This window comes from Aureitalea marina (assembly GCF_002943755.1).
Classification (GTDB): Bacteria; Bacteroidota; Bacteroidia; order Flavobacteriales; family Flavobacteriaceae; genus Aureitalea; species Aureitalea marina.
In genome coordinates, this window is sequence record NZ_MQUB01000001.1 from 817,919 (window position 1) to 841,348 (window position 23,430).

18 protein-coding genes and 1 tRNA gene are annotated in these 23,430 nt (G+C 37.2%); 17 read left to right on the plus strand and 2 right to left on the minus strand.

The window, feature by feature from the left end:
- The 14 genes from BST85_RS03785 to BST85_RS03850 all read left to right on the plus strand — a co-directional run bounded on the left by BST85_RS03785 (position 1) and on the right by BST85_RS03850 (position 19,147).
- Positions 1–870, plus strand: a complete 870-nt coding sequence (locus tag BST85_RS03785) for a hypothetical protein (RefSeq protein ID WP_104812039.1) — start codon at positions 1–3, stop codon at positions 868–870.
- A 71-nt stretch (positions 871–941) separates the two neighbouring features.
- The gene (locus BST85_RS03790; protein ID WP_104812040.1) at positions 942–1,217 is read left to right on the plus strand and encodes a helix-turn-helix domain-containing protein; all 276 of its coding nucleotides are present in this window, start codon (positions 942–944) and stop codon (positions 1,215–1,217) included.
- Positions 1,218–1,225: 8 nt separating this feature from the next.
- On the plus strand, positions 1,226–1,501 hold the full coding sequence (locus BST85_RS03795; protein WP_104812041.1) for a helix-turn-helix domain-containing protein: 276 nt from the start codon (positions 1,226–1,228) through the stop codon (positions 1,499–1,501).
- Complete coding sequence (locus BST85_RS03800) at positions 1,476–2,249, plus strand: hypothetical protein (protein WP_104812042.1); 774 nt, start codon at positions 1,476–1,478, stop codon at positions 2,247–2,249. Before BST85_RS03795 ends, BST85_RS03800 begins: the two co-directional genes overlap by 26 nt.
- 116 nt (positions 2,250–2,365) lie before the next feature.
- Complete coding sequence (locus BST85_RS03805) at positions 2,366–2,770, plus strand: hypothetical protein (protein ID WP_146090639.1); 405 nt, start codon at positions 2,366–2,368, stop codon at positions 2,768–2,770.
- Between the two features lie 68 nt (positions 2,771–2,838).
- Entirely contained in the window at positions 2,839–3,612 is a 774-nt protein-coding gene (locus BST85_RS03810) for a hypothetical protein (RefSeq protein WP_104812044.1), read from the plus strand.
- A gap of 131 nt (positions 3,613–3,743) precedes the next feature.
- Complete coding sequence (locus BST85_RS03815) at positions 3,744–3,953, plus strand: helix-turn-helix domain-containing protein (protein ID WP_104812045.1); 210 nt, start codon at positions 3,744–3,746, stop codon at positions 3,951–3,953.
- Positions 3,943–5,490: a DNA cytosine methyltransferase gene (locus BST85_RS03820; protein WP_104812046.1), complete on the plus strand. Its 1,548-nt coding sequence runs from the start codon at positions 3,943–3,945 to the stop codon at positions 5,488–5,490. Before BST85_RS03815 ends, BST85_RS03820 begins: the two co-directional genes overlap by 11 nt.
- Position 5,491: 1 nt before the next feature.
- Positions 5,492–8,662 (plus strand): hypothetical protein, encoded by a 3,171-nt coding sequence (locus BST85_RS03825; RefSeq protein WP_104812047.1) that lies wholly within the window; start codon positions 5,492–5,494, stop codon positions 8,660–8,662.
- On the plus strand, positions 8,655–14,573 hold the full coding sequence (locus BST85_RS03830; RefSeq protein ID WP_104812048.1) for a DEAD/DEAH box helicase: 5,919 nt from the start codon (positions 8,655–8,657) through the stop codon (positions 14,571–14,573). Before BST85_RS03825 ends, BST85_RS03830 begins: the two co-directional genes overlap by 8 nt.
- A gap of 13 nt (positions 14,574–14,586) precedes the next feature.
- The gene (locus tag BST85_RS03835; RefSeq protein ID WP_104812049.1) at positions 14,587–15,657 is read left to right on the plus strand and encodes a PD-(D/E)XK nuclease family protein; all 1,071 of its coding nucleotides are present in this window, start codon (positions 14,587–14,589) and stop codon (positions 15,655–15,657) included.
- Between the two features lie 22 nt (positions 15,658–15,679).
- The gene (locus tag BST85_RS03840; protein WP_181039948.1) at positions 15,680–16,315 is read left to right on the plus strand and encodes an HhH-GPD family protein; all 636 of its coding nucleotides are present in this window, start codon (positions 15,680–15,682) and stop codon (positions 16,313–16,315) included.
- 75 nt (positions 16,316–16,390) lie between these two features.
- Positions 16,391–17,566 (plus strand): restriction endonuclease, encoded by a 1,176-nt coding sequence (locus BST85_RS03845; protein WP_104812051.1) that lies wholly within the window; start codon positions 16,391–16,393, stop codon positions 17,564–17,566.
- A 528-nt stretch (positions 17,567–18,094) separates the two neighbouring features.
- Positions 18,095–19,147, plus strand: a complete 1,053-nt coding sequence (locus tag BST85_RS03850) for a hypothetical protein (protein WP_104812052.1) — start codon at positions 18,095–18,097, stop codon at positions 19,145–19,147.
- A gap of 281 nt (positions 19,148–19,428) precedes the next feature.
- On the opposite strand, the gene BST85_RS03855 is transcribed toward BST85_RS03850, so the two are convergent.
- Positions 19,429–19,513: transfer RNA gene (locus BST85_RS03855), tRNA-Ser, on the minus strand.
- 127 nt (positions 19,514–19,640) lie between these two features.
- On the opposite strand from BST85_RS03855, the gene BST85_RS03860 reads away from it, so the two are divergent.
- Positions 19,641–20,396: a sulfite exporter TauE/SafE family protein gene (locus BST85_RS03860; protein WP_104813892.1), complete on the plus strand. Its 756-nt coding sequence runs from the start codon at positions 19,641–19,643 to the stop codon at positions 20,394–20,396.
- Between the two features lie 153 nt (positions 20,397–20,549).
- On the opposite strand, the gene BST85_RS03865 is transcribed toward BST85_RS03860, so the two are convergent.
- Entirely contained in the window at positions 20,550–21,428 is an 879-nt protein-coding gene (locus BST85_RS03865; RefSeq protein WP_146090641.1) for a DUF5694 domain-containing protein, read from the minus strand.
- Between the two features lie 109 nt (positions 21,429–21,537).
- On the opposite strand from BST85_RS03865, the gene BST85_RS03870 reads away from it, so the two are divergent.
- Together BST85_RS03870 and BST85_RS03875 are read left to right on the plus strand one after the other, a co-directional pair.
- A complete protein-coding gene (locus tag BST85_RS03870) occupies positions 21,538–22,170 on the plus strand; it encodes an NAD(P)H-dependent oxidoreductase (protein WP_104812054.1) in 633 nt (210 codons plus the stop codon).
- Between the two features lie 43 nt (positions 22,171–22,213).
- Positions 22,214–23,422, plus strand: a complete 1,209-nt coding sequence (locus tag BST85_RS03875; protein WP_104812055.1) for a DegT/DnrJ/EryC1/StrS family aminotransferase — start codon at positions 22,214–22,216, stop codon at positions 23,420–23,422.
- The last annotated feature ends 8 nt before the right edge of the window (positions 23,423–23,430 follow it).

Below are 23,430 nucleotides of genomic sequence, written 5' to 3' on the forward strand. Positions count from 1 at the left end.
ATGATAGATTTTGACGATATCAACAATGTAATAGAGGATTACGATCTGACATCCTCTGCATCTTATTCTGATAAATCTTATAAAGAAAATAGGCTGTATGATATTAATATGAAAGCATACAACTTGGTCCGCTCAATGACAAATCTGTCAAATCATATTGAGTCTACTCTGAAGAAAACCTATGATCAGGAATCAAGACTAAAGGAAGAGTATTTCATGGCAGTTCAAGCGGACATTGCTTACACTAATCCTCATCTTACTTCTAAAGATCAATTAAATAAGACCTGGGATTCAATTAATGATTCTTTTCAAAAAGACAAATCTGTCCTGAAAAAAGCAATAGACTATGCTGATCTATCATCTTCAAAGGATAGAATATTATTTTTAAGTGACTTCATAGTTCAACAAATCAAATCAGCTTACCCATACATTAATGGGTTAAGAATATTGAAAAGTTTCAGGATCGGTTCAGAAAATACTGTTGCTATATGTGGTCTTATTAAGGAACGAATAGAGTCTGTCAAACCTAGAAAAGCTCCAAGGTCCAGGACACCAACCGCTCTACATTATGCACTCAAGGTCTATTACTTACAACAATCTAAATACATGGAATATTTTGAAAACCATCCATCTGGTGTACTAGCAGGGATCAAGGAATTTGTAAATGGCCGCGATTATCATTTAAAGTCTGATAAGAACTTTCAGCAGACTTATAATAAAATTTCAAATTATTCTACGAATCGAATTTCTAAGCAAAATGCTCCAAAAATTAAATTTGTAATAGAGCATATGCTAATCGGCTATCCTAAAGCCATTGAAATCGCTGAAGAAGAACTCCAAAAAGCTATATCAAAGAATAAGTATGATTAATTGGTAAGCCTTACATTAGGCTTACCTCATACCCCAGTCTTTAAGTTTGAACAAAATTTAAAGATAGAATTATGTATTCAAATCCTTTCGATCAGATTGACCACCGTCTTAAGAGTATTGAAGAGGTTCTTACGGAATTAAACAAGAAAACCTCAGAAAATAGACCTGTAAACTACACGGTTAAAGAGACTGCTGAAATTCTAAAGGTCAGTGAACAGTCTATTCGGAGTTATATCAACCGAGGTCTTTTACCTGCTGCAAGAATTGGTAGACACTATGTCATCGACAAAGAGGTCATTGACAACCTGGATTCTGTTAAATCATTACGATATCAGCGAACTAAATAAAATCAATCATGAATCCTCTGGAGAAAAAATTTGTGGAAGTCCATAAGAAACTTGATGAATTGCTCATAAGGAAAAAGCTGCGAGATGAAGTTCCGGCAATGTATCATTTATTCAAAGAAAAGGAAGTCGCTGAAATCTTTAAGGTCAACATTCGAACAATTAAGAACTGGAGGAGACAGGGACTTCTGGGTCACGTTAAATTAACAGCGGGTATATATTATAAACTGCCAGACATAATGTTCTTAATAGACCAACACTATGAGCCAGCTAAAAGTTTCGAATAAAATAAGTTATCAAAAAGTACCATGCGAAGCTTTCTTTGATGCTCAACAAAACCAAAGAACACACCTTCTTAAATTGTTTATTGTTTTAAAGCTTTACTTCCCCGAAGGAAAGACCAGACTAAATCAATCTGTGATTGAGCAAATAGCCTTTATAATGGATGCGAAATCCACATCAAATGTAGAATCAAATATCGAGAAACTAATTGAACTGAAATGGATAAGAACAAATCACAAAACCGGATATACAATTTTCTTTTCATGGGATCACTTGCGTTCCCAGAATTCCTGGTACATAAAACGTGCAATGCCGGTTGGATGGGACAATTACAAAAAAATTAAAGCATTAACAGGGGCCGTGATCTATGGTTATTTGTACCTAGATTTCTGGATTAAACTAAGACGAAAGAAACGCGTTCGAATTAAAAGCCGAACCTATCAGTTTCTGTCGGTTAGGTTTGATTATAGAAATACACCGGCTCCTGTTTCTATATATGGAATTGAAAAAATTTTTAATATTCCAAAATCTACAGCCTCCTTGCTCAAGAAAGAAGCACAGTGTGAAAATTATTTAAAGGTCATTAAGGATTTTTCAGATCCTATCGGTAGCAAAAGAGAAATGCTTCAATGGTGCAAATTGAATGACTTAAAAGAATCCATTGTCTATTATGAAGGAAATTATCATTTTCAACTAATTGACCTTATCCTTCCGCAATTTTCATTTAAGAAACGTAAATCCATTGAACCATAACATAAAAGCTTAATAGCATATCATCAGAATATTCCGAAGAGCCAAAATAGATTTCTAATTTTTTTTGCGCTGATCGAAAATGTTTCATGATTTCGTACCTTAATAAAAAATCGATCATGATTGAAGATGAATACGAAATCAGAGGATTTTATAGACCTCATTTTTTGTCAATATTTATTAACGGCGAATTTGATGTTGATCTCGAGAAAATGTCACAAAAGGATCTAGGTACATTTGTGCATGAGTACACCCATTATTTGCAAAACATTAGCACCGTGTTTGGATTACGAAATAGTGTATACTTTTTTCGATACCTGTTTGAAGTAAAACAATTTGTACATCAAAACCAATCGATCAATATTCCTCTGAAAGAATTTGAAATTTCAAAGGCATTAGAGGAAGGGAAAGAACGCTTTGACTTTTTCCATGGGCATCCCAAAGCATTACATTTTGAGTACGAGTCTATAAATTGGCGGTTAGGTAAGGGGGTATATCAAATGGGGAGGTTCATAACACGATAAATCTAATTTATAGTAATGGCAAGCTAAACTGCAAGTTTCAGTTAGGAAATTTAGCAGTTAAAGAGGGAATGGCCAGGTTAATGCAATTATATTTTGATCCCGCAGTAGACCATCCAATTTATCCCTATCTCAGTATCGAGCACTTAGCTGAATTGATAAATCCTAATTTAAATAAAGACCCGAGAAGTCTAATTTCATTGTGCATAATAGCACTAAATGCTCCCGATTCGGCTAGGACACTTTATGACTTAATGCAGAACTCCCGTGTTGAACCTAATCTAGATGGAAGAGTTCTATTCGAAAAGTATACTAGCCCAGATGAAAGGTGGATAATATCGAAGGGACAAAAAATGTCTATACAAGACTATTTAATTGAGTCGATTGATGTATTTGAAGATTATCTAAACAAATCTCTTCACAACGAGTTAGGATTACAACATATTAATTTACTTCTCGAAAATATGAGGATTGCGACGAGGGAACATAAAAATCCAATTATTGAGATTCTCTATAATGATACCAGCCCATTGGATCGAATCAAAGAAATGATATCTTGGTTTGGGATTCCGAGGATCCGAAGTATCAGTGGAAATACTAATCTACCTTTAGGACCTGATAAAGAAAATCCTGCAATTGAGTATTTAGAACTTGAAGCACAGCAAATTGTCTTCGAAAGATTGCTCGGAATTTCGAAAGACGGAATATGTGGTATGTATCCTATTTGCAGTCAAACAGAAGCTATGACAAACGAACTATGTTTTGAAAGTCAGTGGGAACGTAAAAGCCCTTGTCCGTTCACTCAGATAAGTAATTTGTGGGGACTACCAGCTAAAATTCTATGATAATAAAGCGAGCTTTAGCCTAAATTATACCGAGCTTTCTTGGTATAAAAATATATTGTAATTTAGAGTAATTTTTACAATTATTTCGTGATAATTGTACTCCCCCGTTTTTTTCTTAACGCATAAGAATTATGAATCGTATTAAAGTAATCCTCGAACAAAAGGGGATCAAACAAGTATGGCTGGCTGAAAGGTTAGGCAAGAGTTACAACATTGTAAATGGTTATGTTCAAAACAGGAAACAACCAAGTTTGAAAGTGCTATATATGATAGCAGAATTATTAGAAGTTAATCCCAAGGAATTATTGGTAACTCAGAAGGAAATTAATAATGAAAAATAAGAGAAGGCATATTGAACTTTTTGCAGGTTGCGGGGGTATGGCAGTAGGAATGGAGAATGCTGGATTCTCTCTTGTTTTCGCTAATGAGGTTTCGCCTATGGCGAGCAACACCTTTGCTCATAATATACTCGGTGTGAACATAGAAGAACAGCCTGAGAATGTTAAGTGGATTCATTCTAAATATGATCGGTCCAATTACAACAAGCGACTTCGTGAAAATTTATTAGACCCTAAACTTGATGAAAATTGTGAGTTAGAATTTGATGCTAATCTTGGTGATCTAGAAGGGAATTTATTAGTTGGCGATGTAAGACAACTTAGACGTAAATTATTTGATAAGAATATCTTTGATCCTTATAACAAAAGCTTGGATTTAATCTCCGGAGGTCCTCCATGTCAGAGTTTTAGTCTAGCCGGCAGAAGAGAACTTGGCAATTACAAGAACCGTCTTCCTTTAGATTTTGCGGAAATCTGTGAAAAACTTCAACCTAAAGTTGTTTTACTTGAGAATGTAAAAGGGATACTATCCGCTTTTAATGATGGTGGAGAAAAGCACTATGCCTGGTTTGAAGTGGCTAAAGCGTTTGCATTAATAGGTTATGCCCCATTATGTATGCTTCTAAACTCTAAGTACTTTGGAGTGGCTCAAAATAGGCCAAGGTACATCATGATTGCTTTAAGAAGTGACATCTTAAATAAATTGATTGGATTACGTCCAAACAATACTGTTCTCAACAAGGTATCCGGATTCCTTCAAAAAGCTAGCGAGAATACGGATCAGCTAACAATCAAAGATCTCGATTATTATGACATCGAAAGAGATCTAAAATTATTTGATGGGCACGTACTCCCGTTACCAATAACCTTCGAACCAAACACTTGGTTTACGGTTAAAGATGCGATAGATGATTTACGTAAAGACCAAAAAGGTCAAAAGTCACCTTATGTCCATAGTTTACATAACGAGCTGAATTCAAATTCTTCCATTGATTATAAGATTCTCAACCATAACGAAAGGAGCCATACTGAAAAGGTTAAGAACAGGTTTTTATTCTACCAACTCTTAAGTTCCATGAATGGATTGGAAAGTCAAATATTATTGAAAGTAAGAAATGGCGAACGTCCTACTAGGGAACTGATAAAGGAAGCGTTTAATTACTTGTCACTAAAACTAGATGGATTTGACGAACTGTTTAAAACCTATAGCGAATTTAGTAGATTCATCTTAAGTATTGAACTAACAAAGAAACATTCACAAAGGGCATTAATTTCTTCATTGCCGTCGCCGGCGCAACTCACAATACCTGATGATATGTGCCATTATTCACCTTTCGAAAATCGAGTGTTAACCGTTAGAGAAATGGCAAGGATACAGAGTTTCCCAGATTGGTTTGTTTTTAAGTCAAAGGAAACTACTGGAGGATCTAACCGAAGCTATGAGGTGCCTCAATACACACAGGTGGGAAATGCAGTACCTCCCCTTCTAGCATTTCACTTAGGACAACACATAAGTTCGTTATTAGATCAAATAGAATAAAATGGCTTATAAACGAGTAAAAGGGGGAGAGAAAAACTTGAAGTCGGGCATTCGTTGGACTAAGGATGAAATTATTTTGGTTTATAAATTATACAAGGAATTAAACGGCGTTGGTCTTCACGAACATAATCCGGCCATTCAAGATTTAGCTGCAAAATTAGGACGAACAGTTAGATCCACAGAAGCGCAAACTTTAATGTTCCGGAATCTCGAGAAGGGAGGTGATTATAGCCACGGTAATATGAACAAGCTCTCTAGGGAGGTCTGGGAAGAATTCGAGCCAAAATATAGCCAGATAAAAATCGAATCAGATAATTCTAATAATGGTCGTAAAAAGGATCATTATGAACCTACTTCAGCAGCATCTTTATTCAATGAAGATGATGATCAAGCACCGAACTACGATTTTTGGAATAAACTTTTAATTGATTACTATTTCAATGAATCAAAGAGTGGTGAAGAGATAGTCTGTATTCATGTTTCAAATGATTTATTTCAAGAAATTTCCAACTATAAATTTGACGTTTACGATTTTTTTCATGCTATCAAAGTTGAAATTGGATCGAATGATTTTTTTGGAAAACTAAAGAAATTACATGACAGCTCTAAAGCTATTATGATCAACGGAAAAAGATTGCGGAGGCCTGTCCCTGCATACTTTGGGTTTCTAATCTTTTTGATCTACGCACTAGCCGAGGATGACAGCCGTGATATGTCTGTGGCAAATGTGTATGATCGTATCAATCATTTTGGTAATGAAGTTCTCAAAAAAAAATGGTCGGACATCAATACATCTGTTGCTCGGGATCACCTAGAACCTATATGGGAAAATCTAGAAGATTGGTCTTGCAATTACCTTTCTGGATTTAAAGGGAAGTTTATTCGTCATGATTCCAGTAGTTGGAATAGAAAGTACGTTTCTCGTATTGAGAGGCACTCGATTCTTAACTCTAGTCAATTTGTTGAAATTATTGACCAATTAATTGATGATGGTTTCATCCCAGGAAGGATTATAACACTGGAAGAATGGAAAGCCTTTTTTATTAAGCATCGTTCTCAATTGTCAAAAGCTGAGGTTCTGCTGAATTACTTGTCCGAGACTTCGCCCTTGCAACGTTCCATACTTGGATTCTTAAACAATTATTGCCAAGTTCATTTTTTGAAAGATTCGATATCCAGCGCTTCGGCAAAATTTCGAACTCCCCCAATAGCACTAAAGTTATGTATTTCTAGTGTCCCAAGTTGGCCGGGTGATCCAATTGAAGGATTTTATTTCAGGGCGGTCTCAGACGACTTGCAAAATGACACCATTATTGTTGAAGATAAATCAATAGAAGTAACTCCGGTGAATGCAGATACTTCAGAAGAGATTTCAATAAATATTGATTTGAATGAAGGTGCCACTTTCAAGTCGAATAAGAGAAGATATTCAACTAACAAAAGAGTTTATTGGTTATCCAAGAATCATGAATTCAATGAGTGGCGTGAATCAGACTATCCAAGCAACGAGCCGTCATTTATTCTAGTTATCCACCAAGATCAAATATTAGATAACAACATTGAAGGTATCCCTGGTGTAACAATATACCCTGTAGATGAGAGTAACTTTCTTGCCGTAAAATTCAATTCTTTAAGTGAGGAATATTTCAATGATATATTCAAGATTTATAGTCCCTATAAAAAAATTGAAGGAAAGATTGAACTTGTAACGGAATTTACCACGAATCGCCGAAGAACTCTCTACAAGGAATTCACTCCTAAGTTTCGATATCTCGGACCACAGTCTTCTCCTTCTTTGACAGTCTTAAAGTCAGATGATAAAGAAGTTATATGTGATTTGGTGAAGGTAGATGGGGAAGAGAATTTATTCCAATTACCGTTTGATTTCCAGATTGCCTCTGAATTTAAAATTAGAGAGGAGAATAGTGCACTGGAATCTTCATACAACTACGTATTAGGGGACTTTTCAGGAGATCCGCCGAATTTAACCAGTCCTTTCTTGAAAGATTTTGATGGAAGAAGTCGTTATTCCCAAGAGAGGTCTAATGGAGACATTTATGACATACCGGGAAATTTCAATAGAGATAGTGACGTCGTAAAATTTAACACATGGCATCGACCGCTCTTTCGACTATTTAAACCCAATCAACCTGCTCAAAAATTATCGACTAAAACCGAATTAAATCTTGATTCAAAGGGAGATAAGCTTTTACAATATATTGGTTTCAGCACAAACGTTAGCACATATGATTTTCCAAAACTGCTTGCGGAACTGGAACCATCAGTGAGTAAAAGTTACGCGAAGAGAATTATGAACTACTGGAGAAATCTTGGTTATATCGACTTTCAAGATTTTGGAGGACTTGTTAAAGTATGTCCTTCGTCATTGTTCTTTTTACAAACCGATCAAGGCTTGAGAGGTTTTCTAACCGGCTATCGCAGTAAAGATGATTTGTCAAGTATTATAAAGTGCTGTAAAGGTCTAGGAATTCAAATTCAAATTACCAAGCATTCAGCTTATTTCGAGGACTTGTATCCTTCAAGGATAATATTGTTCGATCCGGATGGAGAATTAGAGAAATTTCACAGGCTTAAGGATATAATGAGCATTCATTTTGTAAACGATATTCAGAACCCATTCAACAATTCATATGTAGTATATCAATTGGCTTGTTTTTATATACAAAGATCCGTAAATGAACTACAAGATCATTTTAGAGACCTTATCGATTATCCCACAGATCATCACCGTAAGGGAGTGTTCAATATTGAAAGTTTGGAATGGGATGAAACTAACGAATCGCTTCAATCAATAGTCAATGGTGCAGTGGTAAGGTTTGATGGCTTTAAAGACAGGTCTGTCACTCACATAGTCAAGACTCAACACGGTAATAAAGTCCTTACAGAGTTACACCTTGCCGTTTTTATGGCTTTAAAATCTGATGTTTTATTAAAGAGACTAACTGATCGGAATGGCGATTTTGATTTATTAGTCCCCTTATTTCTTGGACTCCCATTTTGGCTAGAACGAGGCCTAATTCTAACTAATGCCGAGATTCCAAGTGTAGAATATTTAAAAGGTAAGCCTTATCGAGTCTATAAAAATATTGACTCCCTAATTCTTTCTGTTGTTGAAGAAAAGTTGAATCAAAACATCCAAAATTATGATTAATCCTATTGGCGTTTTCGATAAAGTTATCAATGGATATATTTCTTATGTAAAAACCGCGTTTGGGACGAGACATGATGAGTTTGAACAAAACAGATTAAATCTTCTTAATCAAGATGCTACCATTTACAGGCAACCTTGGATCGAGCCACTTTTGGAATATGCTTCTGGCCCCAAACGCATTGAAGATTTGACCACTGATGACTTAGTTGGATTCACAAGTCAAGAAGTTCATCTGTTTAAAGAATTTGTGAAGAAGGGCTTATTTACAGGCGATTTCCCGCTTTATGAGCATCAATATTCGATGCTAAAAAAATCTGTAAGAGGTAAGAATTGCGTAATCACATCGGGCACCGGCTCTGGTAAAACGGAATCATTCTTACTTCCGCTGATAGCATATTTGATAAAAGATCTTTCAAAGTATATAGGAAACAGAAGCAGCGTTAATGCAAACGGTCCTTTTACACGCGGCATAGGTCCCACTAGGGGTATTGAATTAGTTGGTCAATCTCATTCAAGGCTTACAAATCAGGTTCTTCAAAGAAATGATGAAAAAAGACCAACTGCAATCAAAGCAATTATTATTTATCCTATGAACGCCCTTGTTGAAGATCAATTGACCAGGTTAAGAAGTTCTCTAGATAGTAATCAGGTTAGAGACTTCTGCGATAATGAGTTAAATGGCCACAGGTTATTTTTTGGTCGATATAATAGTTCATCACCAGTTTCAGGTTCTCTTCACAAATTTGGAGAGAATGGGATTGAAGTAAACACTTCTAAATGGCGACAACTTGAAAAAGAACTAAACAACATTAGAAACACTAGCAATGAAATCCAAAACTACTTGGCAAATGATGATAGTTTAGGTGATGATGAAAAGTTGGAAATAGAATCCAACTTTCAAAAACTAGACGGTGCAGAAATGAGATCTAGGTTTGATATGCATGAAAGCCCACCAGATGTATTGATAACGAATTTCTCAATGTTGAGTATCATGTTGATGCGTGAAGTTGAATCAGAGATGTTCAATAAAACCAAAAAATGGTTAAATGCTGAAACAGATTGGGACATTGAAAATATGACAGAAGCTCAACGCGAAGTCGAAAAGACAGAACGGGTCTTTCATCTTGTTATTGATGAGCTGCACTTGTATAGAGGTACTGAAGGTACTGAGATTGCATATTTGCTACGTTTGCTTTACAACAGGCTAGGGCTTGATCCTAGCTCAAAAAAGATTAGATTTTTAGCCTCTTCTGCATCGTTAGACGGTCAAGAGGGTACTGAAGAATTTGAATATAGTCAAGCATTTCTTAAAGGCTTCTTTGGGCTAACAGAGAATATGAATGTTATTTCAGGCAAGTATATTCTTCCGAAAAAGGTTGATTCTGGTTCAATTGATTCGGAAATGCTCATTGAAATTGGCAAGTATGGTAGAGATTCAAATCACCTTGAAGAGAATGAGTTTGAAATCGAAATATCAAAATTCATTGATACTAAATTGGGCGGAAATGACGGGAATAAGCTTCTTAGTTACTTAACAAATATTAACGAGAATGAGTACCTGTGTTCAAAGGTTACCCGAGCATTTGAATTTCAAGATTCCGAAAGTTCTCCCATACGATTTCGACCCTACCCTGTTTATAATGACAAATTGATAGATGCCGCCAATGATTTCAAATCTATTGCAAGAAAGGTTTTTGGAGATTTAGAAGATCACCAACTGGAAAAAGCCATTCGGGGTCTCCTTATTGTTCGTGGATTGATGGACACACATAAAGAAGCTTTAAAGGAATACAATGAGGATCTTAATTGGAAGCCCAATTTACCAAGGTTTCGTCTTCATTTCTTTATAAGAAACATTGAAGGATTATGGGCTACTCTTAGCGATGATCCAAGTTTATCAAGTAATATTGAAGCAAGCCCATTTGATACATTATTCAAAGAATCTCAAATTACCCATAACAAAAAGAGAGTTTTTGAGGGACTGTACTGTGAAAATTGCGGTACTACAATGATAGGTGGAACGAAGATACCAAATCACAAAGATCACAATTACACATTTCATGGAGAATTGATTAGCACCCCTCCTGAGATAGAAGGGATTCCGGAGAGATCTCAGTCAGCTCGGGTCGAAATGAGATCTGAACATGACTACGGAGTTTTCTGGCCAAAAAATATAAACAATCAGGCGGTGCAGGACTTGCTGAGCGATGGCACATGGGAGAAACGTCATTTAGGTTTAAGGGATGGTCGTTTATATTTCGCTGCTCAAAACGATACTGTTTCTGGGCTTTATTACACTCCTAATAGTGTAGGTAACTTGTCAACTGATTCGGGAACGGCATTACCTCCTATTTGTCCCAATTGTAGTTCGGATTACACTAGGAGACGAAGAAATTCTCCTATTAGAGGGTTTCGTACTGGTTTTGGTAAAACTAACCAAGTACTAGCCAAAGAACTTTTCAAAGCAATACCTAAATCAGAAAAAAAGCCAAGGAAACTAGTTGCTTTCTCTGACTCTAGGGAAGAATCGGCGAGATTTGCGAACGATATTGAAAAAGAAAATTACAATGAAATTGTCAAAGAACTGTTGGTTTCCCAGAGAAATGAGGTGGACATAGCCTTTGAGTTGGTAAGAAGTTTAGAAAGTGGAGATACTGCTAAAGCCAAACTTTATTCAACACAATTAGACGATAAAACTGCCGAGGAAATTAATCAAGCTTTCGTGTTGGAGAACGCCGGTATTGCGAATCAAGAACAGAAACGATTCCTGTTGGATATCAAAAAGAAGTCATTAAAAGTTGAAAAGCTTATTGACAAGATAATATGGGGATTGGTCAAGCAAGGAATCAATCCAGCAGGTCCGAGTGCTTCTAATCGAAGAATTGAAGTTCGTACCTCGGGAACATATTTAGAGAGAACCGAGTCCTGGAAGGATTGTTTCACATGGGATTCGGGTATTCCTGAAATCAATACATCCAAAATTCGAAACGATGGTGAACGCGAGTCCCTTTTGAACTTCATAAGGGAGAAAATCATGTTGGAAATTGCTCGCTTCTTGTTTGGGCGGTTATTCTACAGCATCGAATCATCGGGACTAGCACAAGTAATGATTACAAGTGGCATTCAATCACCAATTAATTCCTTAAACGATGATATTTATCTTGAGGTTCTAAATTCATCGGCTCGTATACTTGGAGATAGCTTTAGGTACTTACCTTCTGACTATCAATATAATAGTTTAAGGGATTATAAAGGTGTGCCAGCATTGCGAAGGTATATAGAAGCTGTAGCTTTTCGACATGGATTAGATCCTGAACTACTTGGAAATCATGTTTGGGATGACATAACTAATAAGTTTAGCCATGCTGACGGTCTGTTGAATTTGTCATCCTTGAGATTGAAATTCGCCAGTGTTAATGATACAGCTTATAGATGTGGTGGTTGCCGAACGGTGCATCTCCATAATTCAGGAGGAATTTGTAAGACCTGCAATAGTGTGTTAACAGACTCCATGAAGCTCGAGGCTGGAGAAGTGCAGAAAGGAAACTTCTATGCACAACAATTCGCAAGGGTAGAAGATTCTATTCGGATGAGGTGTGAAGAACTGACCGGTCAAACGGATAATCAACTTGAAAGACAACGACTATTCAAGGGAATTATAACCGGAGAAAATAAGATTGTAGAGGAAATTGATCTATTAAGTGTTACAACTACTTTAGAAGTAGGTGTCGACATAGGTTCATTGCAAGCTATTTATCAAGGAAATATGTCTCCGATGAGGTTTAATTATCAACAAAGAGTTGGTAGGGCAGGACGAGCTGGTCAAGCCTTTAATATAGCATTGACTTATTGCCGTGGAAGAAATCATGACGAGTTTTTCTTTAACAACCCGGAGAGAATGACAGGAGATTTAGCTCCCGTACCATTCCTTTCGCAATCTCAGGCCCAAATTCTTCATAGAATGGCAATTAAAGGCATACTTAGAAGGTACTTTTTTGATCAATATGATAGACTTAATGGAGGGGTTCATGGTGAATTTGGTGAACTTCAAACTTTTTTTGCCAATAAAGACAACATAAATACCATGTTCAATTGGCTTTCAGACGAATCAAATTGGCGAGACATTTTCAAAACCCTCTGTCAAAATCTATATGTCGATAAGTTGTTATATGAAGATTATGATTTGGAAGGGTTCAAAAAATGGCTGTTAGGCGATTTTAAAGATAAATTTTGCAGTTTAAATGAGAATCAATCATCTATGGATTTGGCCGAAACAATGGCTGAAGTTGGCTTGTTGCCGATGTCTGGGATGCCTACAGGAATACGTAGTATGATTCTAGGATTCAAAAAAGAAGACGGATCTAATAGCTATTCTGCTCAAACAATTGATCGTCCATTAGATAGGGCAATATTTGATTTTGCTCCTGGTTCTCAAAAAACCAAGGACAAGAGAATTTATACGAGTGTTGGTCTTACACCAAAAATTTCGGAAATCTATTTTGATTTTTCCTCTAATTCATATGTTCCAAGAATCTTTGGGGATCAACCTTTCGGTTCTCCCACCTGGGTTATCGTAAATTCACAGAACAATATTCTAAGGACCGAGTTGTATCAAGATGGGCAAACTAAACCAGATGATGAGATAGATAAAAATGCAGAGACCGCACATCTTGTTGTTATTCCGAATGCATTCCGAACAGATTACTCACCTAAACCACAAGACAGGGAGGTCGACCAAGAGGTAAGTACATCTAAACCATTACTGTTCTCAGAAGCATCCTCAAGCCATAGCGAAGAGAAAAAACATGGTTCATCTAATGTGTCCCTATCAAATACTGATTATACGTGGAGATTAAACACAAACGGCGGCGATGGTTTTCGGATGAAGCGCGTCAGTACGGAATATCTTAGAGCACCGCTTCATAATCAGTATATTTCTCTAGATTTAAAGAATAAACTTGGCCGAGGATTCAATGAAGCAGTAAAGGATCAGTTTATTCAAGGGATCATTAATGGCTCGAGTCCAACAGAAGGTAATCCTCCTATCTCTTTAGGAGCAAGAAAGACAACCAACATTTTTCGTTTATTCCCGGTTGAATTAAATCTTAAGCTTGATATAAATCCTTTTCACAGTCGCGATGTTGGGAAAAAGGTTAGCGCAAAAGGAGCCTACCATTCCGCCGCATTCCTATTGCAGCGATGTTTGGCAGATGATCGAGATGTCTCTCCTGAAGAAATAGAATTAGCAGCTGTTACTGAACATCTTTTGGAAGATGGAACAGAAAGAAGTGTGGGTAAATTAATTTTGGCTGATGAACTTTCAAATGGATCAGGATTTGTTGAACACTTGTATAAGCAAATAGACTTTTTTGTTGAGATGTGCCTAAGCCCTAAACCGGAGAACAGATATACGAGTAGTTTTATAAACGAGGAACATGCTAAAGTTTGTAAAACTTCTTCTTATAAGGATCTACAAAACTATCGTAATCTGAACTATCATGGAATCTTGGACTGGAGATTAGGTGTGTGTTTGTTACGTGTTATGAAGGACTCTAATTTCTTAGTCGGATTAGATAATGACTGGCGAAGTATTGAAATAAATGATTGGCCAGCTCATGCATTGGAGTTGGCTAATGATTTTGCGTTTTCAATTGATGAAGCTATTCTTGATGACCCCAATAATATAAAGTCCCACAAGGGGATACCATATATTTCTTATAGAGATATCCATATTGTTGTTGTTCATCCTTTCTGGAATTATGTAGGAGGACACTTCCCAGAAAACAGCTCGTTAACTGAGGTGATTGAACTTTGTGGAAGTCCGGAAAAAATCTTCTTTGCTGATACGTTTAATCTAGTTAGAAGAATGTCTTGGACTTATCAACAATTCTTTACTTGGGTCAACAATTAGAAAATCTTGGCCAATGCGAGATGAGGTTATTGAAATAGCAAAATTTGGACCCAGTAAAATTCACTTTATCTCGGAATGTGAATTGAGATACTTTAATCTGTTGAATCTCGGTGACGGTGTTAAAAAGAATAAAAAATTTAAATTCAATAAAAACTCTTTTCTAGGTATAGTAGTTCATAGTGTTATTGAGGAATATATCAATGAACAATTTGATTTAGACAAGTTCGATAAAATATGGAGTAAAATATTTAAACAGAAACTTAGGGCTTGTGACATGGAAAATAAGGAAGGATTTGTTACTTATTTTCTACCGTATTATATAGTAAAGAAAAACAAGACAAAGAAATTAATTGAAACCCTCAAATATAAATTAGATTCTGTCGAAAGTGAGGTAGAAATTGAAAGCTCCCTTATTAAGGGAACAGTCGACATGTTGGAGTTGAATGCATCAGGTAAATCATTAACGCTAACAGATTTCAAGAGTGGACCAATATGGGACTATATTGACGGAAAAATAGATAAAGTAAAAGCCGCATATGAGGTGCAGTTAAAGTCGTATGGGTTAGTTTTTTGGGAAAAAGGTTACGATGCCGATAAAATTACATGTGTAATTCAGGGTCTGTCTAATAAAGAATATGCACAATTTAGATTTGAAGATCATGATTATGAGTCGCACAAAAAGTTTCTTCACAAATTAAAGAACCATTTTAATTTGCAAATTAGCTCCAATCAGACTGACATATTAGGAACTCCGGGAGATAATACCTGTGATTTTTGCGAATTTATTAGTAGTTGTAAACCACTTCACAACGACTTGTTGCATGGCGATGGCTTTTATCGCTCGATACTAATTATTGATCAAATCAATAGTGAGTTCGATGATCAAAATTCCAAGATCAATATTTCAACAAATGGTGGTCTTCAATCCTTGCATAAAATCCCAGAAACTGAATATTGGAATATAAAGAGTTTAATAACTAAGAATGAAAAAGTACTTGTTTCCAATCTTTATCATGTAGTATCCACAAGGGTTAAGAATTGGACTCAATTTAGTACATATTCAATTATTAAATTAGATTCGTGAAAGATGTCTAATGCTAAAAAAAATGGATGTCTTTAGAAATAAGATATTGACTTGGTATAATCAGAATGGAAGAAATTTCTACTGGCGGAGAAAGTCAATTTCTAAATACCAAAAAGTTCTGGTGGAGGTTTTATTGCAACGAACAAAAGCAGAGACCGTCGCAAAACTACTTCCAGGATTCATAAGTTCTTATCCAAGCTGGAGATCTATCGCGAATACAGAATTATCGGCTTTAGAAGATGCCTTAAAACCATTTGGCCTTTATCGACAGAGGGCAAAAAGATTACATTCTTTATCTGTGGAAATGGTAAGTAGAAATGGGCGATTACCTCGAGATTATAATTCGCTAATAGCAATACCAATGATAGGGCAATACATTGCCTATTCAATAATGTCAGTAATACATGACCAACCATATCCGATGTTAGATGTGAATATGGCGCGGGTCTTAGAAAGGTACTTTGGAAAGAGAAAGAAAGCTGATATACGGTATGATCCTTATTTGCAAGAATTAGCCTTTGAACTAGTAAATATTGAAAATTCTAGGCAAGTTAATTGGGCGGCACTCGATTTTGCAGCCTTAATTTGTAAAGCAAGAAATCCCAAATGTGATGAATGTAACCTGAAGAATTCTTGCTTATACTATTTAAAAGAATAATCTGACTATACACGTCTTATCTTAGTATTAGTTCACTCCATTTTGAGTAAGTCCTATTATTAAAACAGTTTATCCATGAAAAATATATTTCCATTTGATCAACTTAGTTCATCTGATTTAATAATTGATGCAATATATAAAGGAGGCTCAAAGGGGAATGCTGGAGATGATCCAATTAGTAAAATTCTCAAATGTGGAAATCAAGCGGGGTTTAGATATACTGGCACGGCGAAATTGATGAATTTTAATTATATCGTTTTGTATTCGTCAATGGACGATCCAGATTGGCCAGATATGTTGGATTTAAGATCAGGACTATTTATTTATTATGGAGATAATAAGAAACCTGGACATGAACTTCATGATACGTCTCGTAAAGGAAATCTAATTCTAAAGCACTATTTTGGTTTACTTACAAGTAACGATTATACAAGTATTCCTCCATTCTTTGTATTTACAAAGGCAGGAAAATCTCGCGATGTTGTTTTCCGAGGTCTTGCCGTTCCGGGAGCTCAAAATTTAGAAATTACAGATAATTTAGTGGCCATTTGGAAATCTCAAAAAGGTGAGAGATTCCAGAATTACAAGGCAATCTTTACCATTCTGGATATCCCTATTATCACAAGAGAATGGATCGATGACCTTAATCAAGGTAACACATTCACCAAAAACACTCCATTACCATACCTTAATTGGGCAAACAAAAACAGATACTTACCATTAATTTCAGAAAGATCCATAGAATACAGAACTAGAGAGGAACAGCTTCCTAAATCCAAACAAGATTTGGATTCACTTCACATGATATATGATTTTTTCGAAGATCCGTATGAATTTGAAAAATGCGCCAGGGAAATTGTTGTCCTTATGGATTCAAATATTCTGAGCATCGATCTTACCAGGCCTTGGGCGGATGGAGGTAGGGATGCATTAGGGAAGTACAATATTGGTCTTGGATCAAATTCAATCGAAGTTGACTTCGCCGTTGAAGCTAAGAGGTATTCGCTTGAGAACTCTGTTGGGGTCAAAGAAGCGTCAAGGTTAATTTCTAGGATTCGACATCGTCAATTTGGTATATTGGTGACAACATCATTTGTAAGTAAACAAGCTTATAAAGAAGTTACTGACGATGGTCAGCCAATTATTATAATTAGTGGAATTGACATAATAAATATTTTAAAGATGAGAGGGATAAATAGCAAGGAGAAATTGAAGAACTGGTTACTAAATATTAGTAAACAAGATAGGTGATTTCAGTTTATCTCAAAAGATTGAAGACTAATATACCTACTATACGAAACACCCCTAGGTATATTTCATTTTTCACCCAGGGGGGTTCCAAATGAAGATTCATAAAAGAGAGTCTTTTTAAAATCATTTCGCTCTTTCTTCTGCTAAGAAATATAGGTGTTAGGATTCTCTGACTTATTGTTACATTCTGATTCTTCCATCGGGAAGCGGTCACAAAAGATCAATAGTTACATAATGGTATTGCAACTAGAGTTAATATGACCCCCATCTTGACAATCATGAAGTATCAAAATATACAACTCGAACTGGCATATATTATAAAATAAGGTTAATGTTTTCTATGCGTTACCAAAGCTATGTTTACATAACGGGTAGTTATGATACAGGCAAGCTGTAGTTCATAACGCCATTATGTAAAATAGCCACACAGGCTAAATTTGATGCTGAAGAATATCTGAAGACTCCAGAATTTCTCATAGGATATTGGCTATCTTTATTCTTAATTAATCAGTTGCTCATATAAGACCAATGAAGGACATATCATCTTCAGATCCAATGTTTAAACAAAACATTACAGAATTTAAGGATCTACGTATCAGTGTAGAAGGTAAATATGATCGATCTGGAGCCAATTTTGAAAATTGTATTTTTACAGTTCAAATAAAATCACATATAAATTTAAGTGGTTGTTCTTTAGTGAATTGCTCATTCATTGGCGCACAAGACGATCCAGATGATTTTGTCTACAAGAAATCGCTGGTCATAACATCACCTACGTTGGTAGAGAACATTTCTCTGGAAGGTGACTTCACATCCATAGCTATATCAAGGACTTCAATATTTGGTTTCAATGACGTATCCAGATCGGATGTTATGAACCTGAACGATATAGATGTTTTCGATTTTAATATTCGTGGTAAATGTGACGAGTTGAATCTTACGCGTTGCTTCTTCTCAACAAAGACTGAGAAGATTGTAGCATTTTGGAACAAAGAAATTATCCGAAAAGCAAAATGCACCAACGTAATTTTTGATAAAGCATCCGTTAACCCCTATTTTTTGGCTGCAAAGTGTTCAGATAAATCGACATTAGATCTCGTAAATGCTCGTTTGTTTGATGATTGGTCTAGACTTAGAAAGAAATACTCCGGAATTAAGCTGTACATCATTTTGGTTTTGACAACACTTTTCTTTCTTCCGATAATTACTAGGAGTATTTTGTTGTTGATAGCTTCATCAATGAATGAGGTTATGATCGTAAGTGAATCCGTCCCACTTTGGAAAGTTATCTTTCTTAATAATAAAAGCGGATGGGAGGGAATCGTGTATTTAAGTTTGACCCTGATCTTATTATTTTACACAATTGGAAGATTTGTAATTACTCTAAGAATAGCCAGTTTACGTGAAGAAGAACTTTTTTTAAGTGATTCGAAATTCCAATTAGTATCAATGCCTCCCAGTAAGTACAGTTTCGAAATAAAAATGGATAAGGTTCTCAACTGGTTTTATATTATAGCCATTCTTTATTCTACCTACAGATTTATCGAAACTCTATTAATTTTGGTACCGACCTATTCTTAAGTTACCTTTTCCATCTCATTATCATGTTTCGACTTTAGTGAAATTCGAATTTTATCAGTGAATTACTTCAAAATGTAAAATTTTGAATCAGGTCAAGGTTTGTACACTGTTCGCTATAAAGAGCGAAGTAAACTGCAAATGCCTCTAAATTCCACAGCTAGGTTGTTTAGAGCTCAAGATAATTAATCAGGTTCGGCTATAATAATTACCAGCAAACTTACACCTAAACTTATACCCAAAATAAAAAAGCCCCTATTCAAGGGGCTTATGAAGATATTCAGCGGAGGAAGAGGGATTCGAACCCCCGGAGGTGTTACCCTCAACAGTTTTCAAGACTGCCGCAATCGACCACTCTGCCATTCCTCCGTTGGCCTTTCGGCGGGTGCAAATATACTATGCTTTTTCTTTTTCGAGAAAGAAATTTAGGGAAAGTTAGGTGGTGTCCTTAGAGATAAGGATTCTGATAATTTCCTTAACTTTCATCAAAAACCTATTGGATTTCCCCTGGGAACTTCTCGCGCTAGTACTGGCCGGCTTTATTGCCGGAGTCATCAACACCATCTCTGGAGGAGGTTCGCTGATCACCTTACCACTACTCATCTTTTTTGGTCTGCCGGCGGCTATGGCCAACGGTACCAACAGAATTGCTCTGCTGATGCAGAACATCAGTGGGACACTGGGGTTTAGATCCAAAGGGATCTCCAATTATCCGTTTAGCCTCTACATTTCTCTTCCGGCACTCATCGGTGCCTTTATTGGCGCAAATCTGGCTGTAGACATTGATGACGCCTTGTTTAACCGATTGCTAGCCATCGTCATGGTGGTTGTGGTTGCCTTTATGGTATTTAAGCCTGGAGAGCGCTGGGCTCCAAAGAAAGAAGAACTCACTGGAAAAAGATTGGTTTACGCCATGATCGCCTTCTTTTTCATCGGGCTTTACGGTGGCTTTATTCAAGTTGGCGTTGGGATCTTTATTCTCCTGGCCCTTTCAAGCATCAATGGGCTATCATTGGTCAAGTCCAATGCGACCAAGCTCTTCGTGGTTCTTATTTATCAGCTGATCGCAGTGGCCACTTTTATCTATTACGATATGATCAATTGGAAGTACGGTTTGATCTTAGCTCTTGGCAATGCAAGCGGAGCCTGGTTTGCCAGCCGATGGTCTGTCAAAAAAGGGGATAAGTTGGTCAAACGTTTTCTGATCGTGACTGTAATTGCCTTGGCCATCAAGCTTTGGTTTTTCTCTTGATATTCTGGAATTCCGACTATTCAATACACGAATTGTGCATGGTCACGTAATAATTCCTTTGATGCCAATTAAGAATGAAATACATTATCTCGGGAGGGGAATGATTCCCCTAGGTAAAATCAATTTGATTATTAATTGATCAAGTGGATATATTTATCGAGCAATCTCATCTAGACTATCAAATTCTACAAATTCAAACTGCGGGCTGCATTCCAATAACTGTCTCAAAATGGAAGCATGACCATTTCCAAAAATCACCAATATTCGGTCGTCGGTGCCTTCACTAAGCATCTGAATGTTTCTAAAAATACGCAGGTTTCGATTATACCAATAGGAGGAGAGCATATCCGCCCCACGGAATGTTCCTAACTCAAAATCTCCAAATAGATATGCCCCATAATCCCGTTGGTGGTAGTCCTTGGAATTCATCCATTTTAAAGTTTCCAGCAGGCTGTATTCTTTTCTAACCTGGTCCGCATAGTTCAGTAGTTCGATATGCATGCTGTCGTAAGCTGTATTGCTCTTAAAATCGTAATCCTTTCCCATTTTGGCTAAATATTCTGGTGCCAAAGAATCCAAGGTGCTGATAAAGCCATTGGAATCGATCGCATAAATTGTATCCAGGTTCAATTCGGCGGCCAGGCGTACACCGATCTGTTGGTGTTCACTGCGATTGAGTTCTACCTCGTCAGCTTTATATTTTTTGAGGGTTTTGGTGATCGTTGAACGATCAGGTCGTCCTTCCACAGCAATTTTAGTAGGGCGAAATTGTTTGATGTAGTCGATGAGCTCCTGCATTTCTGTTTGTCGTTTTGGGGAGAGTACATCTATTTTATCCTGGTCCGAAGTAACATGGGCGTCCAGTCCCGGATAGTTGAAATGGAAGGTTCCTACAACCAGGACCTCTGCTTTTTGATCCGTGTAAAAACTTGATGGCAGTAGCGGCTTTCCATCATTTAGTTGGTTCAAAGGTGCCTGTGCATGAAGTAAGTTGGACAGGGTAATTAGTATGATTATTGTTAAAGTTCGCATGATGATTGATGATTAATTCATTTATAGACAGAGATGCTCTTGTAAATAGAAACGTTACAGTAGGTAACAATCGAATGGCTCTTTCCTATCTTTGTAAAAAAAAGAATCTATGTCTCACGTGCTCGAACAATTGCAATGGCGTTACGCCACTAAAAAATTCGATTCTGGCAAAAAGTTGTCCACTGAAAAACTCTCCATTTTAAAGACAGCATTTGACCTGACCGCCACTTCCTTTGGACTACAGCCACTCAAATTAGTGATCGTCTCGGAGGAAACGATCAAGCAGGAATTGGTCGAATTCAGTTTTAATCAACAAATGGTTGGAGACTGCTCGCATTTGCTCGTATTATGTATAGAATCAGAGGTAAATGAGCAATATATAGTAGATCATTTCAAATTGATACAGGAGGTACGGCAGACGCCAAGGGAGATTTTGGATCCTTATCAAGAATACCTGATCGGCCACTTTGGGGATAAAGAAAAAATTGAAGTGGACGAATGGATGACCAAACAGGCCTATCTGGCCATGGGTAATCTGCTTACGGTCTGCGCTTTGGAAGAGATCGATGCCTGTCCCATGGAGGGGTTTCAGCCCGCGGAATACGATCGATTGCTCGGACTGAAGGAGCGTGGTTTGAGATCGGTGCTTGTCATGCCTGTGGGCTACCGTCATAAAGAGGATATGTTCAGCCAATTGAAAAAGGTAAGAAGAGGAGTAGAGGAGGTTATCGTAGAGATCTAACCTAAATTAAATGACTAACTATTAACTTTGAATAAAAAGATTTATGCCCGGATTTGAAGTATTTGGTTCCGAAGAGAATAAGCACCTAAAAGATGTCATGGATAGTGGTGTGTTGATGCGTTATGGTTTTGATGGCATGCGAAATGGCCATTGGAAAGCCCTCGAATTTGAGAAAGCATTTGCCCACCGGATGCAGACCGACCATTGTCAATTGGTATCCTCTGGTACAGCGGCCTTAACGGTTGCCTTGGCTTCTGCGGGAATTGGAGCAGGCGATGAGGTGATCATGCCTACTTTTACCTTTGTGGCCAGTTTTGAGTCTATCATGGCCTTGGGAGCTGTTCCGGTGCTGGTGGATATCGACGACACTCTCACCCTGGATCCAAAAGCGGTTAAAGCTGCGATCACAGATAAGACCAGGTGCGTAATGCCTGTTCATATGTGTGGTTCCATGGCCGATCTGGATGCCTTAAAGGCGATTTGTGACGAACACCAACTTATCCTTTTGGAGGATGCCTGCCAGGCCTTGGGCGGAACCTATCACGGAAAGCCCTTAGGAAGTGTAGGTAATTTGGGATGTTTCTCTTTCGATTTTGTAAAGACCATTACCTGTGGAGAGGGTGGCGCAGTAATTACTAACAATGAGAATTACAAGATAAATGCCGATCGCTACCAGGATCATGGGCATGATCATATTGGGAATGATAGGGGTGCGGAAGGACATCCCCACTTAGGCTATAATTTCCGAATCTCTGAACTACACGCGGCAGTTGGTTTGGGGCAGCTAAGCAGATTAGACGAAATATTGGCCATACAACAGAAGCATTATACCGAAATGAGAAATGCTTTGGGGCAGGTCAACGGAATAAGTTTCCGCAGGGTGCCCGAAGGAGGAGTAGAGAATTATTCCTTCCTCAATTTTTACCTGCCTTCGGCCCAACTCGCCAAGGAAGCCCACACGGCTTTATTGGAAGCTGGGGTAGATGGCTGTTTCTATTGGTTCGATAATAGCTGGCATTACATCAATGGTTGGCAACACCTAAAGGATCTGCAGGGATTGGGGAAAATGCCTCAAGAGGTCCAGGATGGAATTCAAGATTTACATTCAGCCGATTTCTCGTCCAGCGATCATTGGATGGGTCGTAACATCTCTATGCTAATCAAGCTGGGATGGGATGAAGAAGAGTTACTAAACAGGGCTAAAAAAGCTTCATCCATATTAGAAGGTATACTACAAAAAGACCGGGTATAAACCCGGCC

Bases quoted from the DNA above. Each gene is read 5' to 3' on its own strand.
- BST85_RS03805 (WP_146090639.1), top strand. From the start codon at position 2,366: ATGATTGAAGATGAATACGAAATCAGAGGATTTTATAGACCTCATTTT.
- BST85_RS03835 (WP_104812049.1), top strand. From the start codon at position 14,587: ATGCGAGATGAGGTTATTGAAATAGCAAAATTTGGACCCAGTAAAATT.
- BST85_RS03825 (WP_104812047.1), top strand. From the start codon at position 5,492: ATGGCTTATAAACGAGTAAAAGGGGGAGAGAAAAACTTGAAGTCGGGC.
- BST85_RS03820 (WP_104812046.1), top strand. From the start codon at position 3,943: ATGAAAAATAAGAGAAGGCATATTGAACTTTTTGCAGGTTGCGGGGGT.
- BST85_RS03815 (WP_104812045.1), top strand. From the start codon at position 3,744: ATGAATCGTATTAAAGTAATCCTCGAACAAAAGGGGATCAAACAAGTA.
- BST85_RS03790 (WP_104812040.1), top strand. From the start codon at position 942: ATGTATTCAAATCCTTTCGATCAGATTGACCACCGTCTTAAGAGTATT.
- BST85_RS03865 (WP_146090641.1), bottom strand. From the start codon at position 21,428: ATGCGAACTTTAACAATAATCATACTAATTACCCTGTCCAACTTACTT.
- BST85_RS03810 (WP_104812044.1), top strand. From the start codon at position 2,839: ATGGCCAGGTTAATGCAATTATATTTTGATCCCGCAGTAGACCATCCA.
- BST85_RS03845 (WP_104812051.1), top strand. From the start codon at position 16,391: ATGAAAAATATATTTCCATTTGATCAACTTAGTTCATCTGATTTAATA.
- BST85_RS03830 (WP_104812048.1), top strand. From the start codon at position 8,655: ATGATTAATCCTATTGGCGTTTTCGATAAAGTTATCAATGGATATATT.
- BST85_RS03785 (WP_104812039.1), top strand. From the start codon at position 1: ATGATAGATTTTGACGATATCAACAATGTAATAGAGGATTACGATCTG.
- BST85_RS03800 (WP_104812042.1), top strand. From the start codon at position 1,476: ATGAGCCAGCTAAAAGTTTCGAATAAAATAAGTTATCAAAAAGTACCA.
- BST85_RS03850 (WP_104812052.1), top strand. From the start codon at position 18,095: ATGAAGGACATATCATCTTCAGATCCAATGTTTAAACAAAACATTACA.
- BST85_RS03870 (WP_104812054.1), top strand. From the start codon at position 21,538: ATGTCTCACGTGCTCGAACAATTGCAATGGCGTTACGCCACTAAAAAA.
- BST85_RS03840 (WP_181039948.1), top strand. From the start codon at position 15,680: ATGGATGTCTTTAGAAATAAGATATTGACTTGGTATAATCAGAATGGA.
- BST85_RS03795 (WP_104812041.1), top strand. From the start codon at position 1,226: ATGAATCCTCTGGAGAAAAAATTTGTGGAAGTCCATAAGAAACTTGAT.
- BST85_RS03875 (WP_104812055.1), top strand. From the start codon at position 22,214: ATGCCCGGATTTGAAGTATTTGGTTCCGAAGAGAATAAGCACCTAAAA.